At 65.8% G+C, this 17161-nt stretch carries 10 protein-coding genes; 4 read left to right on the top strand and 6 right to left on the bottom strand.

Features of this window, described 5'->3' with window-relative positions:
• Positions 1 to 116: 116 nt before the first annotated feature.
• On the top strand, positions 117 to 803 hold the full coding sequence (locus ACXAJV_RS02820; protein ID WP_475081697.1) for a Crp/Fnr family transcriptional regulator: 687 nt from the start codon (positions 117 to 119) through the stop codon (positions 801 to 803).
• Here the strand turns inward: ACXAJV_RS02820 and ACXAJV_RS02815 are convergent.
• The 6 genes from ACXAJV_RS02815 to zwf all read right to left on the bottom strand — a co-directional run bounded on the left by ACXAJV_RS02815 (position 750) and on the right by zwf (position 9792).
• Positions 750 to 2615: an adenylate/guanylate cyclase domain-containing protein gene (locus ACXAJV_RS02815; protein ID WP_475081694.1), complete on the bottom strand. Its 1866-nt coding sequence runs from the start codon at positions 2613 to 2615 to the stop codon at positions 750 to 752. The two genes, ACXAJV_RS02820 and ACXAJV_RS02815, sit on opposite strands and share 54 nt — an antisense overlap.
• A gap of 41 nt (positions 2616 to 2656) precedes the next feature.
• Entirely contained in the window at positions 2657 to 3259 is a 603-nt protein-coding gene (locus ACXAJV_RS02810) for a hypothetical protein (protein WP_475081691.1), read from the bottom strand.
• A 76-nt stretch (positions 3260 to 3335) separates the two neighbouring features.
• A complete protein-coding gene (locus ACXAJV_RS02805) occupies positions 3336 to 5378 on the bottom strand; it encodes a TIR domain-containing protein (RefSeq protein WP_475081688.1) in 2043 nt (680 codons plus the stop codon).
• A 343-nt stretch (positions 5379 to 5721) separates the two neighbouring features.
• The gene (gene edd, locus ACXAJV_RS02800) at positions 5722 to 7575 is read right to left on the bottom strand and encodes a phosphogluconate dehydratase (RefSeq protein ID WP_475081686.1); all 1854 of its coding nucleotides are present in this window, start codon (positions 7573 to 7575) and stop codon (positions 5722 to 5724) included.
• A 29-nt stretch (positions 7576 to 7604) separates the two neighbouring features.
• The gene (gene pgl / locus ACXAJV_RS02795) at positions 7605 to 8333 is read right to left on the bottom strand and encodes a 6-phosphogluconolactonase (protein ID WP_475081683.1); all 729 of its coding nucleotides are present in this window, start codon (positions 8331 to 8333) and stop codon (positions 7605 to 7607) included.
• Positions 8317 to 9792, bottom strand: a complete 1476-nt coding sequence (gene zwf / locus ACXAJV_RS02790) for a glucose-6-phosphate dehydrogenase (RefSeq protein WP_475081680.1) — start codon at positions 9790 to 9792, stop codon at positions 8317 to 8319. Before zwf ends, pgl begins: the two co-directional genes overlap by 17 nt.
• A gap of 179 nt (positions 9793 to 9971) precedes the next feature.
• Here zwf and hemN point away from each other — a divergent pair, with 179 nt between their 5' ends.
• The 3 genes from hemN to ACXAJV_RS02775 all read left to right on the top strand — a co-directional run bounded on the left by hemN (position 9972) and on the right by ACXAJV_RS02775 (position 17157).
• Positions 9972 to 11300, top strand: a complete 1329-nt coding sequence (gene hemN, locus ACXAJV_RS02785; protein WP_475081677.1) for an oxygen-independent coproporphyrinogen III oxidase — start codon at positions 9972 to 9974, stop codon at positions 11298 to 11300.
• An 82-nt stretch (positions 11301 to 11382) separates the two neighbouring features.
• Positions 11383 to 13092: an autotransporter assembly complex protein TamA gene (locus tag ACXAJV_RS02780; protein WP_475081675.1), complete on the top strand. Its 1710-nt coding sequence runs from the start codon at positions 11383 to 11385 to the stop codon at positions 13090 to 13092.
• Between the two features lie 3 nt (positions 13093 to 13095).
• A complete protein-coding gene (locus tag ACXAJV_RS02775) occupies positions 13096 to 17157 on the top strand; it encodes a translocation/assembly module TamB domain-containing protein (protein ID WP_475081673.1) in 4062 nt (1353 codons plus the stop codon).
• The last annotated feature ends 4 nt before the right edge of the window (positions 17158 to 17161 follow it).

The raw sequence follows: 17161 nt of genomic DNA, 5'->3' as shown, positions 1-17161 counted from the left end.
CACGCTTGGCGACAAATCCCGTTTGTTCGGTACTTTCTCCCGCGCCGAGCCTTGGTTTTCGGGGCAAGTACCGACTATCCTTTTCAGACGTGCGGGATCGATTCGGAGAAATGCGGATGGAGCAGGACGAGGCTTGGACCATAGCCCTGGACTCGCTCGACATTCCCGAGCCGGGGGCCCGCGAGGCATTGATCGCGGTATCCGAAATCCGTCATGTCGAGGTTGGCACCACGATTATCGCCCAGGAAGAGGACGAGGATCACGTCTTCATCCTGCTGGAGGGATCTGTCCGTGTGGTATTGCTGTCCGAGAACGGTCAGGAGATCTGGCTGGACTGGTTCGGTCCCGGCGCCATCTTCGGTGAACTCGCGGCGCTTACCGGCAAACCGCGAACCTCGGAAATCGTGGCCGAGACACCGTGCCGCATCGCGGCGCTGACAGGTGCGCAATTCTTCGACCTGTTGCGCAGGCATGGCAGTATCGGTCTGGCCCTGTGCCGCATCCTCGCGACTCGTATCCATCACACCACACAGCGCATGTTCGAGTTGTCTTCACTGTCAGCGCCGGGCCGCATCTATGCGGAATTGCTGCGCATGTCCGAGCCGTCGGACAAGGCCGGGAACAGCCGCACCATCCAGGTCGCCCCCTCCATGACCGAACTGGCCCGCCGCGTTAACACCACACGCGAAACCACATCCCGCACCGTGAACGACCTGGAACGTCGCGGCCTGCTTAAACGTAACAACCGGTCATTCGAACTGCTCGATCCCGATTTGCTGAGCCGCATGCTCGGTTCGAGCTGACGTCCGGATTTCGCCCGATGCCGGAGAGCCGGGCGCGACGCTGCGCAGCGCGTAGAGGCGGGTCATCGGCAATAGCGGATCGATCTCGGTGCGTCCGACATATTCACACCGAAACTCGGCCGGCCGCGACATCGACAGAAGTGCGGCGAAGGCTTCGCTGACGAAGATCGATCCGGGCACCGTCACCGACTCAATCCGTGAGGCAACGGCCACCTGGCCGCCAAATGGGGCGGTCCGTTTCTGTACCGGGTCCATACCCTCCTGAACCGGCCCGCAATGGCCGCCAATCCGCAGTCCGAGACCGGGCGGCAGGTCCAGCGCATCCAGATCGATGGCATCAAACGCGCGGCGCAGACCGACGGCCGCACGTGCCGCTTCCGCGACGCTGCCGAAGACGAGGAAAAGGCCATCCCCCCAGCTGTCGGTGTAGAGCGGGCGGTCAGGTCCGCTCTCGCAAACTTCCGCAAGCCGGCCAAGAACCTTCTGTACAAAGGCGGGTATGCGATCGTCAGGGACTGAGGTGGATCCGCGAATGTCGAGGAAGAGCATGGCCCGAATAACGAGGTCGAAACCGCCACTCGCGGCATCCTCGGCAATGACCGGCAGCGAGGCCGGCCGCACGCTACGCTCGAAGCGAAGAATATGCTGCGGCAGTCCGGACTGCCGCCAGACCGCGGCATCTCGAGCCGTGCCGGATTCGGTCCGACCGGATTCGCCATCGAAGACAAGCAACTGAACGGGTGTGCTGGCCAGCACCGATGCCCGCATCCGCGCCATGCCCATGGCAACCGCACTCGCATGGTTGAGATTGAACTCGGACAGGATCCGGCGATCGGTCGTCACTTCCACGATATCTGCAGCCGCTTCCAGACACACCTCGCACCGGCGCACCCAGGCCTGCCCATAGGGGCGTACGGATGCGTCGATGAAAACGGCAATCGGTACCGGCAACACCACGGTCAGAGCACATCCAGCCGCCAGTCCCGCCTCGGCAACCAGGATGTCGGAACCTGCCGCAAGCGCCCCGTGCAGGGGACCGATATTTTCGCGCTCCAGCAAGGTGGCGATGCTGGTCTTGAGCCGCACTTCGCGATCGGGCGAGACACGCCCTTCCCCCGCTCCCGAACGGAAGAGGTGACCAGCATAATGCGCCGGGCGCGGGGGCTCGAGCGCATCGAGCCAGGCATCGGGCATATCCAGCGCCGCAACGATCAGACGCAGCTGGCGCAGGGTCGTGGCGTGAGCGAGATAGTTTTCGCGATCGCACGCAATTGCCGACCGCAGCGCCATATTGGCCGCGCCGGGCTGGGCGAGCAGCAGATGGGCTTCGGCCTCGGAGGCTTTCTGGTAATAGGCGGCTTCCGGATCCAGCGGCAGACCGGAGCGGCAACTTTCCAGAACGCGGCGCGCAAGATCGACCGAACGCTCGCGCTCGCCGGCCAGCAAAGCCATGGTGGCTGCATTGATACCGGGATAGTGACCGCCGGTCTGGCCGAAGACCGCGGCGTATCGATCGGCGGCTGATCGCGCAAGTTTTGGAAAGTCGTCCGCGCTGGCCTCGAAGGCCATGGCCTTGAGAAGGCGTGCACCGAGAGCCAGACAGTCCTCGTTGTGGCGCGCTTCGGCGAGGCGGAAACGATAAAAGTCCCGCTCGGCACGCTCCAGGGCACCGGAGCGAATGAGGCAAAGGACAGCCCGGTGGCGCAACCAAAGATCGTCAGGCCGGTGACGCAGGGCGTCCAGGCACAGATCATACGCCCGTGCCAGGTCGCCCTGCTTGAACCGGTCGGCAATGTCGTCGCGTCGCGTCATTCGGTCTTGCCCGTCCCGGCCCGGCGGCCGGGCGGTTTCACTCAGGGAATGACCTTGATCTTGGGGTCGATAATCACGCGTGTCGACTGGTTGCCCGCGTCCTGCGAGGCCTTGATGAAGAGGGAGTAGTCATACTCCCCGGCCTGAGCACAGCTGGCAAAGAACTCGAAACTGTAGGGTTCGCACGTCGCGCCGTTGAGCATCAGCCATGCGAGGCCGCAGAATTCGCCGGCCGGCACTTCAGACTTGAACTTGATACGGGCAGGCTCGAAACCCCATCCCGGTATCTGCACATGGAAGATGAGACGCGCGGGGGCTTCAACCGTTTCGTCGAAGGGGCTGGTGCCCATGGTCGCGCTCGCTGTCCATTGCCCGGCCAGCGCCGAGAGCACAGCGGTGCGAATCGTCGTCGTGTCGGCCAGCGGGAACTGGGCGACTGTATCGGCAAAGGTGACAAAGATCGCCGAGATATCGGCGTCGTCGAAATTCTCGCGCCCGGCATCGCTGCCCTGCACAACGAGAAATCCGTCAGTTGCCTTGGCGATCAGGCTGATCTGGGTCACGCCCACAGCCATGGCGCATGCGTCGGTCAAACCGGATTGCGTCTGGCTGCCGTCCAGCCAGTTTGCGTCGATCGTGCTCATGATTTCCCCTTGCTTGCCCGTTTCGGGTGGTCACATCTCCCCACCAGAGCGCATGTCTCCGCTCTAATGTCACCAATCATTCGGCACTGATGCGCTCTCGTCGCAGAATAGCTCGAGCCCTGTCGTATTCTGCCCGCGTGTCGGCGGGAACCCGCGTAATCACCGGCGTGAGCCGGTTCACCATCGCTTCGCGCACACGCGCCGCTTCACCGTCTTCCCCCCGCTGATCGAGGAGCTCGGCCAGCGTGTTGGAAACAGCGGCATAGAGGTAGGTCCCCTTGCTCAGCCGGTTCTGCCAGTCATCGATCTGCTCCAGCTCCGACAGAAGGTGCTGCAGCGCCAGGCTGGCTGCATCGACATCACCCAGCCCCGCCAGAATGCGCGCCTCCATAAGCGATGCATGCAGACGCGTGTCGTCAAACACATCCCCTTCGGCGGAAATCCAGGAGGGATGCGTCATATAGGCCGATGCATCGAGATAGGCCTCACGGGCCGCATCGAGATCGCCGGCCAGCAATTGCGCATCGGACAGCCACAGCCGCTGACGAATGACGACCAGCCGCCATTGCAGGTTTGCCGGGTCGTGCGCGACAAGCGCATCGGCCTCATGCGATGCCGGAATGAGGATCTCGAGCGCGGCTTCGATATCCGACCGGCTTGCCGCGCGCCCTTCAGCGACGTGCAGGCGCGCGAGCGCATATTCAGCGGTCATCGTGTCGCGGCGGATCGTCCAGTTATCGGCGCCACCGCCCAGCTGCTCGTCATAGATGCGGATCTGTTCACGCAGCGCCTCCATGGCGGCGTCCCGGCCGTCAAGCGGTTCAGCGACATAGGCCATCCAGCCCCAGGCATCGGCCAGGTCGATCAGGGCTGCCTCGGAATCCGGCGCCTCGTCCGCGATCGACCGGAACAGCTCCAGCGCCTGGCGGAATTCGCTCTGGGCGTCGCGCAGACGTTCATGACCGATATAGACCGTGCCGAGATTCGAATGAGCGTAGGCCGCCTCGGCCTGCCATTCCAGATTTTCCGGCTCGTCCGCGAGCAGCTGGCGCGACAGGTCGCGATACTCGATGAAACGGGCCTCCGCCGTATCCAGATCGCTGCGCCGCCATGCAAAATACCCGGCCCAGAAGGCACTCTGTGCATGTTCATATATGCGCGCCGGCGAAGACGGGTCGACCGCAAGGATGCGGCTGGTTGCTTCGTAGGCTGTATTAAAATGACGGTACGCGCTCTCAAGATCGCCCTCGTCGGAATCGATCTCGCCCAAGAGGTGGAAGGCCCGGGCGCGCCGGCCCAGCTCGTCGGACGACATCTGACGCGGGTCGCGCTCGTCATAATACGCGATCACCTTCTCACCGACGGCATCAAGCACGTCGAGGCGCCCGACCGGTTCGAGTTTGGCGCGCAGATCGCTCAGCATGAATTCAATCAAATCCTCTGCCTCCGCCTTGCGACGTTCGGCTTCGGATCGGGCCGAGATCGCGAAAAAAGTCAGCGTCGACATGGTAAGAGACAAAGCAATGGCCGCGCCTGTGATCACCGTCACGCGGCGCTGGCGGCGTTGCAGGTCCCGCTGGATCAGCTGATCGAGCCGGACATCGATCAGCCCCGCCACAAGTTTCAGTAGCGCCATGCGCCAGCCATCGCCGGACCGGCGGAAGTCGGCGGCGACCGGTTCGGCCACCAGACCGTCCGGCGCCCTCATGTTCGGCGGGAAACACTCCTGGTCGGCCGGCCGGCCCGCGGCAATCGCATCCGGCTCGCCTGACAGGATCGCGGCGAGTACATCCCCCGCGGGATTGAGTTCGCGGAAGACCCGGATCTCCTCATTGACCCAGCGCGAGCCTGCCGCGGTCGGCGAGCAGATGACGATCAGCGTATCGGATCGCGCCAGAGCGTCACGCACGGAGGCAGACAGGTCGCCCGAGGCAGACAGATCGTCGCGATCGCGGAAAATCGGCGACAGACGCCGCGGCACATCGCCCTTGCGCGTTTCCTGTCCGACAAGACGGGTTGGAACGCGATAGGTTTCGAGCGCGCGGTGAAGCCGACGCGCCCAGGCCTGATCGGCATGGCTGTAGCTGATAAACGCCCGATAGCGGTTGTCTCCGGACATGCCCCTGCTCCCCTTTTCGGACACACCATCATTGGGCGATTGGCGGGGACAAGCAACCGTGGGGAGAGAGGTTTTCCCGCATCCCAAACAAGCCGGTCCGGGCCTCCAGCACGGCCTTCGGCCGGCTCTCCGGGGTGCGGAGCGGGGGGGTGGTGGGGAGCGAATTGCGAAGTTGGGGCTTCGCATCGGGCAAGGATTCGCGCCCCACCGGATCCCCGGCGCAGGTGGACCTCCGACGGAGAGGAGTTTGGGGCCACTCTTTCAAGCGGCATGTTCCGAATAGCAACTTCGCGTCAGCGACATACGTGATTGAGATCACGCCTTCTGCAAAAAACCGTTTTTTCTACACCGTTCCCGGAGCCCGCTCCCCTGCCGCCTCTGCGAGGCCCGGTATGGAAAGCGCGCCCTCTTCGGCCGGACTGCATAGCTGACGGAAGCCTGTGAAGAGTTCGCGTCCCATGCCGGTCTGCACAGCGGCCGGAGCAAGGGCCGGCGATCGCGTGACGAAGCCTTCGGCAGTGACCGTCAGCCGGCCAGCGACCGCATCGACGCGCACGATGTCACCATCGCGCACCCGTGCAATCGCGCCGCCCAGCGCCGCCTCCGGACTGACATGGATCGCAGCCGGCACCTTGCCCGACGCGCCGGACATGCGACCGTCGGTCACCAAAGCGACGTGAAAGCCGCGATCTTGCAGCGCACCAAGCGCCGGAGTCAGCCGGTGCAATTCCGGCATGCCATTGGCCCGCGGCCCCTGGAAGCGAAGCACGGCAACAAAGTCGCGATCGAGCTCACCGGCCTTGAACCGGGCGATGAAGTCGTCCTGGCTCTCGAAGACGATTGCCGGGGCCTCGACAAGATGATGCTCCGGCTTCACGGCCGAGATCTTGATCACGGCCCGGCCCAGATCCCCGTCAAGCACTCTTAGCCCGCCATCGGCCGAGAAGGGCTCGGCGACAGGGCGGACGACGTCTGTATTCGCGCTCTGTACCACAGCCGGACGCCAGGTCGCCCCGGCCTCGCTTTCGAACGGCTCGCTCGCATAACGACGCAGCCCGCGACCGCTGACCGTCAGCACGTCCTCGTGCAGCAGTCCGGCATCGAGAAGCTCGCGGATGACGAAGCCCAGCCCGCCGGCCGCATGAAAATGGTTCACATCTGCCGGCCCGTTCGGATAGACGCGGCACAGCAGCGGCGTCACCCCGGCAAGGTCGTGGAAATCCGACCAGTCGACAAGCAGGCCCGCCGCCCGGGCGATCGCAATCAGATGGATGGTGTGGTTGGTCGAGCCGCCTGTGGCGTGCAAGCCGACAATAGCGTTCGCGATGGCCCGCGCATCGACGATCTCGGCCAGGGGAGCAGGCTCGGCACCATCGGGAACAATAGCCACCGCCCGGCGCGCGGCCTCCGCCGTCATGAGGTCGCGCAACGGATCGTCCGGATTGATGAAAGCAGCGCCGGGAACATGCAGCCCAATGATCTCCATCAGCATCTGGTTGGAGTTCGCCGTGCCGTAAAAAGTGCACGTGCCCGGCGAATGATAGCTTTTGCTCTCCGCATCCAGCAGCGCATCCCGGCCGACCTTCCCTTCCGCATAGAGCTGGCGGACACGCGCTTTCTCCGGATTGGGAAGGCCGGAGCGCATCGGGCCAGCCGGGACGAACACCACCGGCAGATGGCCGAAGCGCAGTGCGCCGATCAACAGGCCCGGAACGATCTTGTCGCACACACCCAGACACAGCGCCGCGTCGAACATGTTGTGCGACAGGGCGATCGCGGTCGCCATCGCGATCGCATCGCGGCTGAACAGCGACAGCTCCATTCCCGGCTGGCCCTGGGTCACGCCGTCACACATGGCCGGCACGCCGCCTGCCACCTGGCCGACAGCGCCGACCTCATTCAGGGCGGCCTTGATGATGCCGGGGAAGCGCTCGAAAGGCTGGTGCGCCGAGAGCATGTCATTATAGGCCGTTACGATGCCGACATTGATGCTGTCGCCCGCCTTGAGGGCCTGTTTGTCGCCGCCGGGGCATGCCGCGAAACCATGGGCAAGATTGCCACAGGACAAAACGGCCCGGTGCCGCCCGTCCCGGCCCGCCGCGCGCATCTGCTCGAGATAGGCCGACCGGCTCGGCTCGCTTCGGCGGCGGATACGGTCGGTGACCGTTTCGAGCGTGGAATTGAGACGTTGAGCCATGTGTCGCATCCGTTAGCGTAGGTGGTGTTTCAGTCGGTCCAGTGGATAGTCAGCGGCAGGGCCGCATCGCGCAGCAAGGCGCGAACCGGCATGTCTTCCACCGGTCCTGGCGCACGCGCGGCCTCCAGCGCCGCCAGCTTGTCCTTGCCGCGTATCAGCAACATCAGATGCTGCGCCTGCTTCAACGCCGCACGGGTCAGCGTCATACGCAGCAGGTGATCGCCGGTCACGGCGCTGGGCCGGGCCTCGATTGCGGCAACCGGCGGACCTTCAGTGGACAGCGCCGCCTCCAGCCCCCGGGCACGGGGGAACCAGGAGGCTGTATGGCCATCGCTCCCCATGCCCAGCACAGCCAGATCGATCCTGCCCGCGTCCCGCACCCGCATGGCCAGTCCGGCCGCCGCATCGAAGGGCGACGGGTCGGGGGTTTTCAGACCGATGAAGCGAGCGTCTGCCGCCCTGCCCGTGAGGAGTGTCTCACGAACGAAGCCCTCATTCGATCCCGCTTCGCCCGGTTCAACCCAGCGTTCATCAACCAGCAACACAGTCACCCGGGCCCAGTCGATGTCCAGCTGCGACAAGGCGTGATAGAGCGGCGCCGGTGTGGAGCCGCCGGACACCGCCAGCACGGCCGATCCGCGCGCCCGGATCGCAGCATCCAGCACCGCCGCCACCCGCCCCGCCAGATCGCCGGTCATCGCGTCGACCCCGGCATGGCGCTGCACAGGGTGGAGCGGTGCGTCAGTGCCGGATGGCATCGAACCACTCCCTATCCTCGCGGGCGAGCAGCAAGGCCGCCTGCGTCGGCCCGTCCGTGCCGGCCTGATAGCCGTACAGCTTGGCCTGGCCCTCGTCCCAGGCGCGGATGATCCCGTCGACCCAGCGCCAAGCTGCCTCGACCTCGTCGCGCCGCATGAACAGGCCGAGATTACCCCGCACGACCGCCATCAGGAGGCGCTCATAGGCGTCGGGGTAATTGGCCTCGAACTGCTCGGCATAGGACAGGTTCAGTGGCACATAACGCAGGCGCAGACCGCCGGGGCCGGGATCCTTGGTCATCAGCATCAGCTTGACGCCCTCGTCCGGCTGCAGGCGGATCACCAGGCGGTTGGGGTGCAACACGCCGTCGACAGCACCCACCACATCGTGGGGCACGGGCTTGAACTGGACGATGATCTCCGACCGCCGGGACGCCATGCGCTTGCCGGTCCGCATGTAGAAGGGCACGCCTGCCCAGCGCCAGTTTTTCAGCTGGGCACGGATCGCCACAAACGTCTCGGTTCCCGTGTCCGAGCCGACCTCGTCGGCATAGCCGGGAACCGGGCTACCGGCCACAGCGCCGGCCTGATACTGGCCGCGCACAACATCATTCGACAAATTGGCTGCGGTGATGGGATGCAGCGCCTTGAGGACTTTCAGCTTTTCCGTGCGCACCGCGTCCGGATCCAGCGAGGCCGGCGGCTCCATCGCCACCAGGCATGCCAGCTGGAGCAGATGGTTCTGCACCATGTCGCGCAGAGCACCGGAGCGGTCATAATAGCCGGCCCGCTCGCCCGCCCCCAGCGATTCCGCGACGGTGATCTGGACGTGATCGATGCCGTTGGCATTCCAGATCGGCTCGAACAGGTAGTTGGCGAAGCGCAGGATCAGCAGGTTCTGAACGGTTTCCTTGCCCAGATAATGGTCGATCCGGAAGATATTGTTTTCCCGGAAAACTTCGCCGACCTGGTCGTTAATCCTGCGGGCGGAGTGGAAATCTGTCCCGATCGGCTTTTCCAGCACGATCCGGGCATTCGGCGTATTCAGCGACTGGGCGGCAAGCCCCGCACAGGCCTGGCCGTAGGTGGAAGGCGGGAGGGCAAGATAGTAGAGCCGGATCTTGTCCTCGTCGGGATCCAGTGCCGCTTTCAGGTCAGCCCAGTCTTCACCCTGCCCGCTGGCATCAACGGCAACATAGCGCATGCGCTCGGTAAACTCCGACCAGGCCTTGCGGCGCGCATCCGTGGGATCACGCTCGAAAATGTGCCGGGCCGCAACACCGCGGAAAGCGTCATCGCTCATCGGCTCCCGGGACGCCGCGATGATCCGTGAATCCGCCGTGATCTGGCCGTCGCACCAGCGATGGAACAGCGCCGGGATCAGCTTGCGCAGGGCAAGATCGCCCGTAGTGCCGAAGACGACGATATCGAACGGTTCAACGGGGACGAGTTCGGCCATGCTGCCTTCCGGGGTTTGCGGTGTGCGTCCGGGGAGTATCCACAACAGCAATGTTACCCCTGACACAATCGCCTGCGCGAAAACTTTCGGTGCCCCGGCCTGCGCGCTTTGGGCGCATAGCAAGGTCGCGGCACGGGACGTAATGTCCGCAAAAATAGTCACATGATTACGTTCCCGCCATGACCGACACCCTCCCTTCCCCCGTTTTCCTGCCCGGCTATGCCCTGGAAGCCGTGCCGCGCTACACGTCGTATCCGCCGGCAACCCAGTTCAATGACGGGATCTGCGGCGGCGCCTGGGCGGGATGGATGTCGGAAACGCCTGCCGATCCGGTGCTTTCGCTCTATGTCCACATCCCGTTCTGCCGCTCGATGTGCTGGTATTGCGGCTGCAACACGACCGTGCCCAATCGCGACAGCCGGATCGAGCGCTACCTCGAAGCCCTGCTGACAGAGATCGCAACCCGTCCGGCACCCGCGGGCGGCAGGGTGCATCACGTGCATTTCGGCGGCGGCTCGCCGGACATGCTGTCGCCGGCCCGCTTTGGCGCCGTGATGGATGCCCTGCGTGCCCGATACGATTTCGCGGCTGACGCGGAAATTGCCGTCGAGCTGGACCCGCGGGGCCTGGACAGCCGTCTGTGCGAGGCGCTCGCTGCGAGCGGCGTGACCCGCGCCAGCCTGGGCGTGCAGGACCTGTCCGAGGAAGTGCAGACCCTGATCCACCGCATCCAGCCGCGCGAACAGGTGGAAGCGGCCGTGCGGGCACTGCGCAGCGCGGGCATCTCCCGGATCAACATGGACGTCATGTACGGCCTGCCCGCCCAGACGATCGAACGCGTCAAGGCGACAGCCCGCGCCGTAGCGGAAATGGATGCCGACCGCGTCTCTGTGTTCGGCTATGCCCACGTGCCCTGGTTCAAGAAGCACCAGCGTGCCATCCCCGAAGACCGGCTTCCGGGCGCCCAGGCCCGGTTCGACCAGATGCTCGCCGCCGCTCAGACACTCGCCAGCGCCGGCTATTCGGCAATAGGTTTCGACCATTTCGCCCGGCCGGAAGACCCGCTTGCCCGGGCCGCACGCGACGGATCTCTACGCCGGAATTTCCAAGGCTATACCGACGATCCCTACGACATCCTGATCGGCTTCGGCGCTTCCTCGATCTCCGAAGCGCCGCAGGGCTATGCCCAGAACACCCCCGATCCGGCCCGCTATGCCGAGGCGATGGCGTCTGATGGCTCGGCCATCGTGCGCGGCGTTGCCCGATCCTGGCGCGAAGGCCGGATTGGCGGTCGCATCATGCAGCTCCTGTGCACCTTCGGCATTCCGCTGGATGGCGACCTGTTCGACCCGGACGCGCTGGACGGCGTCATTGCCGACGGTCTGGCCCGTCTGGAAGACGGCCACCTCAAGGTGACACCGGCCGGTCTGCCGTATGTGCGCAACATCGCGGCACGCATCGATCCCGGCTTCCAGCCTGCCAGCCAGACGCACAGCCGTGCCGTCTGACAGGCTTTTAATGTCGCAGGATGGGGACGACAGCCCCGGGCAGGTTCTATAGAACCAAGGCAATTGCCCTTGGTGATATAGCGTGACCTTCAAACTCGTACCCGTCCTGGCATTGCTGGTAACCGGTCCGGCCCTCGCCGATCCGCTGGCCCGGATCGAGGGTGTGTCGGATGCGTCCCTGCGGGCGGCGCTGGAAACCGCGATAGGCGAGCGCGAAGCGCAGACCGGCGGCGTTTCGAGTGCCCTGAGAGATGCAAGGACCGCGGCCGACCGCGCCCGCCGGCTGCTGCGCTCGCGCGGCTATTACGCCGCCACGCTGGAACCGGTGATCGGCCCGCAACAGGAGGCCCTTGTCCGGATCGCGCCCGGTCCGGTTTTTACCCTCGCAGCGATTGCCGCCGAAACCGGTGAGGATGCGGACGCCCGCGCGACAGCCGAGGACGCGCTCGGCCTCGAAACCGGAACGCCCCTGCGAGCCCAGTCTGTCATCGACGCCGAAGCGCAGGGTCTCGTCGCCCTGCACAACTCCGGCTGGCCCGACGCCCGGATCGAGGAGCGGCGCGTAGTGGTCGACCACGCCACCGAAGAGGGCCGGGTCACCTTCCGCTATGCGCCGGGAGCCTGGTCGACCTATGGCGAGATCGAGCGCGATACCGGCCCGTGGAACCCGCAATTCATCGCGCGCATGTCACCCTTCACGACCGGAGAGCCGGCCAACCGCGAAGAGATACTGGAATACCAGAGGCGCCTGACAGAACTGGACAGCGTCGGCGCCGCCGACATCACGCTGGGTCCGGTGGGCGAAGACGGCAACCGGCCGGTCGATGTCGAGCTTACGCCTTCGGCCCGGCATTCCATCGAAACCGGGCTGAGCTATTCCACCAGCGAGGGCGGCGGCGGCAATGTCAGCTGGATACGGCGCAATCTGCGCGGCAATGACGAAACCCTGACCCTGTCGGCGGGAATCGCCACGTTGAACCAGTCTCTGCTGGCCAGCGTGTCGCGTCCGCATTGGCGCCGGTTCGACCAGACACTGCGCCTGCATGCCGGTCTCGTCAGCGAGGACACCGACGCCTACCAGCAGGAAGAAGCCGAGATCGGTGTGGAAGTTACGCGGCGCGATGGCCGGCGGACCTACGGGATCGGGCCCCATATCGATTGGTCGCGTGTCACCGACGCCGTCGGCGAACGCGACGTCATCACGGCCGCCGTCGATCTGGTCGCCGGCTATGATTCCCGTCCGGACCCGCTCGATCCGGACAGCGGCATCTATGGCATGGTCCAGGTCACACCCGCGACGACGCTCGGCGATTGCAACTGCCAGTATGTGCGTCTGGAAGGGCGTGCCAGTACCTACTATCGCCTCAGCGACACCACCGTGGCGGCCTTGCGCATGCGGGTCGGATCCGTTTTCGGCGCATCGGCAACGGCCATGCCGGCCGACCAGCGCTTCTATGCCGGCGGCGGCGGTTCCGCGCGCGGCTTCGACTATCAGTCTCTCAGCCCCCAGGCGTCGGACGGGACGCCCTTCGGCGGGATTTCCGTGGTCGAGACGAGCGCCGAGCTGCGCTGGCGTGTACGCGAGCGTTGGGGGGTGGTCGGCTTTGTCGACTCCGCCATGGCCTCCAGCGACCGCCAGCCTGACCTTTCCAATCTGCGCGCCGCGGTCGGCGTGGGCGTGCGCTATTACTTCGACTTTGCCCCGGTGCGGGTCGACATTGCCACACCGCTCGACCGGCGTGATGGCGAGGATCCCGTTCAGATCTATTTCAGCCTCGGCCAGGCCTTCTGATCCATGACAGCGCGCCAGGTCATAATCCGCGTCCTGCGCTGGAGCGCGATCACGATCGTGATCCTGGCCACGCTGCTGGCCGGACTGCGCCTGGCGGCAGGCGGTGCGCCGGGGCGCTGGCTGCTGACAAGCCAGCTGGACGGCCGGGAGATCGGCGGCCAGACAATCGCGATCGAAGGCCTGTCCGGCGATCCGCTGTCCCGACTGCATTTGGACCGGCTGACGCTCGCAGACGCCGATGGCATCTGGCTGACGGCCGAAGACATCAGCCTCGACTGGCAGGCCTCGAGCCTCTTGTTCAAGCCCTATCGCATCCAACGCGTCAGCGCCGCCCGGGTCGAGGTGTTGCGGCGGCCGGGCGGGCGCGAGAACACGCCGGACAGCGATGGCGGCCTGCCCGACCTGCCTGCCCTCATCCTGGGCGAGCTGACAGTGTCGGAACTGGACCTGGCCGAAGGCGTGGCCGGCCCGGCCTCACGCCTGTGTATCGATGCCTCGGCCGAGGCCGGTGCAGGCGATGGAGCCCGGCTGCATCTGGACGCCGAACGCATCGACGCCGAGGGCGACCGTCTTGCCGCCGACCTGCGGATCGATGGCAATGGCATCGCTGGCACGCTGGAGGCCTTCGGTGCAGCCGACGGACCACTCGCCAGCCTGCTGCGCCTGTCCGGGCGGGCGATCCACGCCGAAGGCGAGATCGCGGGCGATGGTGATGCGGGTGAAGGCGATGTCGTCCTTCGCGCCGGCGATCAGGAGATGGCACGGATCCGGATCAGCTGGACGCAAGACGACTGGCGCGCTGAAGGCCGGGTCGATGTCGAGGGCTGGGGCGTGGTTCCTGAAAGCTATCGCGACCTGGCAGGAGACGCCGACATTGTCGCCGAAGGCAGCCGCGAGTCCGGTTTCACCTTCACCCGGCTGGAAGCCGAAACCAGCAGCGGCACTGCGACCCTCGCCCCGGCCGGTGAGAACGCCTGGACGATCAGCGCCCGGGCCGGCGCCGGCACGATCGCCGCCCTCACCTCCGGCCGCGTGGCCGCCCGTACTGCACGCTGGTCCGGCCGGGTCGAGACCGGCGGTGGATTGCGGCTGGACGGTGAGTTCACCGCAGAAGCGCTGGCCGTCGACTATGTCACGGCGGAACACATCTCCGGGCCTGTCACGGTGGTGCGCCGTGATGGACATTACATGATCGAGAGTCGGCTGGACCTGCAATCGCCGCATCTGGCCATCGAACAGGCCGCTCCCCTGATCGGTGACACGGCGACGCTGGATTTTGCCGGCACCTGGGACGGACAAGCCCGGGCGCTGGAAATCGATCACCTGGCCGTCGAGACGGACCATGTGCACCTCGACGCCTCCGGTCGCTACCCACTTGGCGAAGACGACCCCTCGCTGGATGCGGCGCTGGCGATCAACGACATTGCCCGCCTCACTTCGCGCGCATCGGGCCCGGCCGGTCTAACCCTGAACGCACAATCCTGGCAGAGTGCACACCTGACCATCGACGCAGCGTCTGTTGTCTGGGATCCGGCCTATGCCGACCTGCTGCGGGGCCTTGAGGGTGAACTCACCGTCGCGCGCACTGACGATGGCTGGCAGATGCGCGATATCCGTGCCCGCGCCAGCGGTGTGGACCTTTCCGGCCGGGGACAGACACGCGGCGAGGGCTGGGCAGCAGAAGGCGATCTTGCCCTGTCCGGCCAGCTGCCGGTCGAGGCCGCTGAGATCGACGGTGCCCTGGCCACAGCCTTCCGCGTCAACGCTGCCGAAAACGGACGTATCGAGATCCGTACGGCAACGCGCAGCAATGCCATTACCGCCGGCCAGCTCACGGTCAACGAACCCAATCTCGCAATCGAGACCGTCTGGCAGGACGGCGCGCTGTCGGCCGACTGGATCCTGGAAGCGACGCGCAACGATAAGCCGGTGCGCATGACCGGTGCCGTCACTCATGCCGGCGACACCTGGTCGGCGCATATCGATGAAAGCCTGATCGGCCCCTTCCGGATCTCGGCCTCGGCCGAGCAGACGACGCAGCGGCTCTATGCCGCTTTTGACATGGAGCTGGGCGATCGGGCGCGGTCCAGCATTCGCTATTCCGCCTCACCGGAGGCGCTGCGCGACGGTGTTCTGGATGCCGAACTCATCGTATCCGGCCACTCGTTCTCCGGCGGCCACCTCGCCGAGGCGACGCTCCGGTTGGACGGTCCCTTGTCGGACATGGCGGTGCGGACGACGGCAACCGGACGCCTGCGCAGCCCGCTGACCCTCAATGCAGCCGGACGTCTGGGCATCGGCGAGGACGGCACCGTGTCGCTGAGCCTCAGCCCGTCAGGCCGCTGGAGCATTCACCGCATCCGCACGGCCGAGCCGGTCACGCTCGACTACGCCAATGGCGATTACCGCGCCGGCGGTGCCACCACGATCGGCGACGGAACGCTATCCTGGCGCTATGCCCGCACCGGCGGCCAGGCAGAACTGGATGCCGGAATTGCCGGACTGCCCGTGGCCGTCATCGCCGATATCACGGCCTTCCCGCCGGCGGCGGGTATGTTGTCCGGCGAGGTCCGGCTGGAACGCATCGACGGCCTCTGGCAAGGCGGCGCCGAGCTGGGCATTGACGATCTTGCAGCCCTCGCGGCCGACAGCGCACAACCCGTCGACGCAGATCTCGTCCTCGACGTCGCCGAGGATGCCCGTATCGAGATGACGTTGACCGGAGACGATCTGTCCGGCAATGCCGCACTCGTGCGCGAGGGTCCCACACCCCGTCTGGCCATGCTGGCCGGCGAAGATGGCAGCCCGATCTCCGGCCGGTTGCGCCTTCGCGGCGATATCGCCGACCTCGCCGCTCTCCTCGTGCCGCCGGACGCGCGTATCGATGGAGGCGAGCTGGTGGCCGAGGTCGACCTCGCCGGTGTCCGCGGCGCGCCGGAGCTTGCGGGCCGGCTACAGCTCTCCGGCGGTCAGGTAACAGCCACCGCGACCGGCGCCACGATCCGCGACCTGGAACTCGCCGCCACCTTCGATGGCAGCGGTCTGGAACTGACCGAACTGTCGGCCAGCGACGGCGAGAGCGGGCGGCTGACGGGTTCCGGCGTCCTGCGTCTGCCGACCGAGGGCCCCCGGGGCGAAGCCGAACTCGAATTCGACCGCTTCCAGGCGGCGCGCCGCGACGACATGACGATCCAGGCGACCGGTAATGCCAATCTTTCGCTCGACGCCCGCGGCCTGCTTATCTCCGGTGCCACCAATGTCGACCGCGCCCGTATCCGCCCCTCGATAAACGGTGCGGCCTCGATCCCGGAAATCGACGTGCAGGAGATCAACCTGCCCAAGGGCCGGCAGAGCTATTCGCGCAATGTGCTGCCGATGCGGCTCGATTATTCCGTCGAGGCTGACCGGAACATCTACATCACTGCCTCAACCTTCTCGTCCGAGTGGGGACTCGACCTCAACGCCAGCGGCGCCGTCGGCAAGCCGGAACTGCGCGGCCAGGCCATACTGCTCGACGGCACCGCCTTTGTCTTCAACCGCCGCTTCCGTCTGGAAGCCGGCGAGGTCCGTTTCGACGGCGCTCCGGAAGATGCCCGCGTCGATCTGACCGCGACCCACGAACGCACGGGCTTCTCCGCAACGGCTCGGATCGAGGGACCAGTGCGCAGCCCGGGCGTCACGCTGAGCAGCGACCCCGTCCTGCCGGAAGACGAAATCCTGTCTCGCCTGCTGTTTGATGAATCGGTGAGCGAGCTGGGTGCCTTCGAGGCAGCCCAGCTGGCAGCGCAGCTTTCGGGGCAGAGCCTGTTGAACATTGTCGGCCAGCTTCGCGATCTGGCCGGGATCGACCGGCTGTCGGTCTCGACCGACTCCGATGGCAATATCGCCGTGACCGGCGGCGTCCGGCTGGGCGACAATGTCTATGTGGAACTGGGGACCGGCGGCACATCGGCGCTTGGCCAGGCGCTGGTCGAATGGCAGCTGACCCCGGATCTCAGCGTGCTATCGCGGCTGTCTGCCGATACCGACGCCTCGGTCGCGATCCGCTGGCGGCGCGACTACTAGCGCG

The organism is Maricaulis sp. ABE4_448, assembly GCF_056160825.1.
Note: the sequence above shows the minus strand (reverse complement) of the source record. Positions and strands in the feature narration are given on the sequence as shown.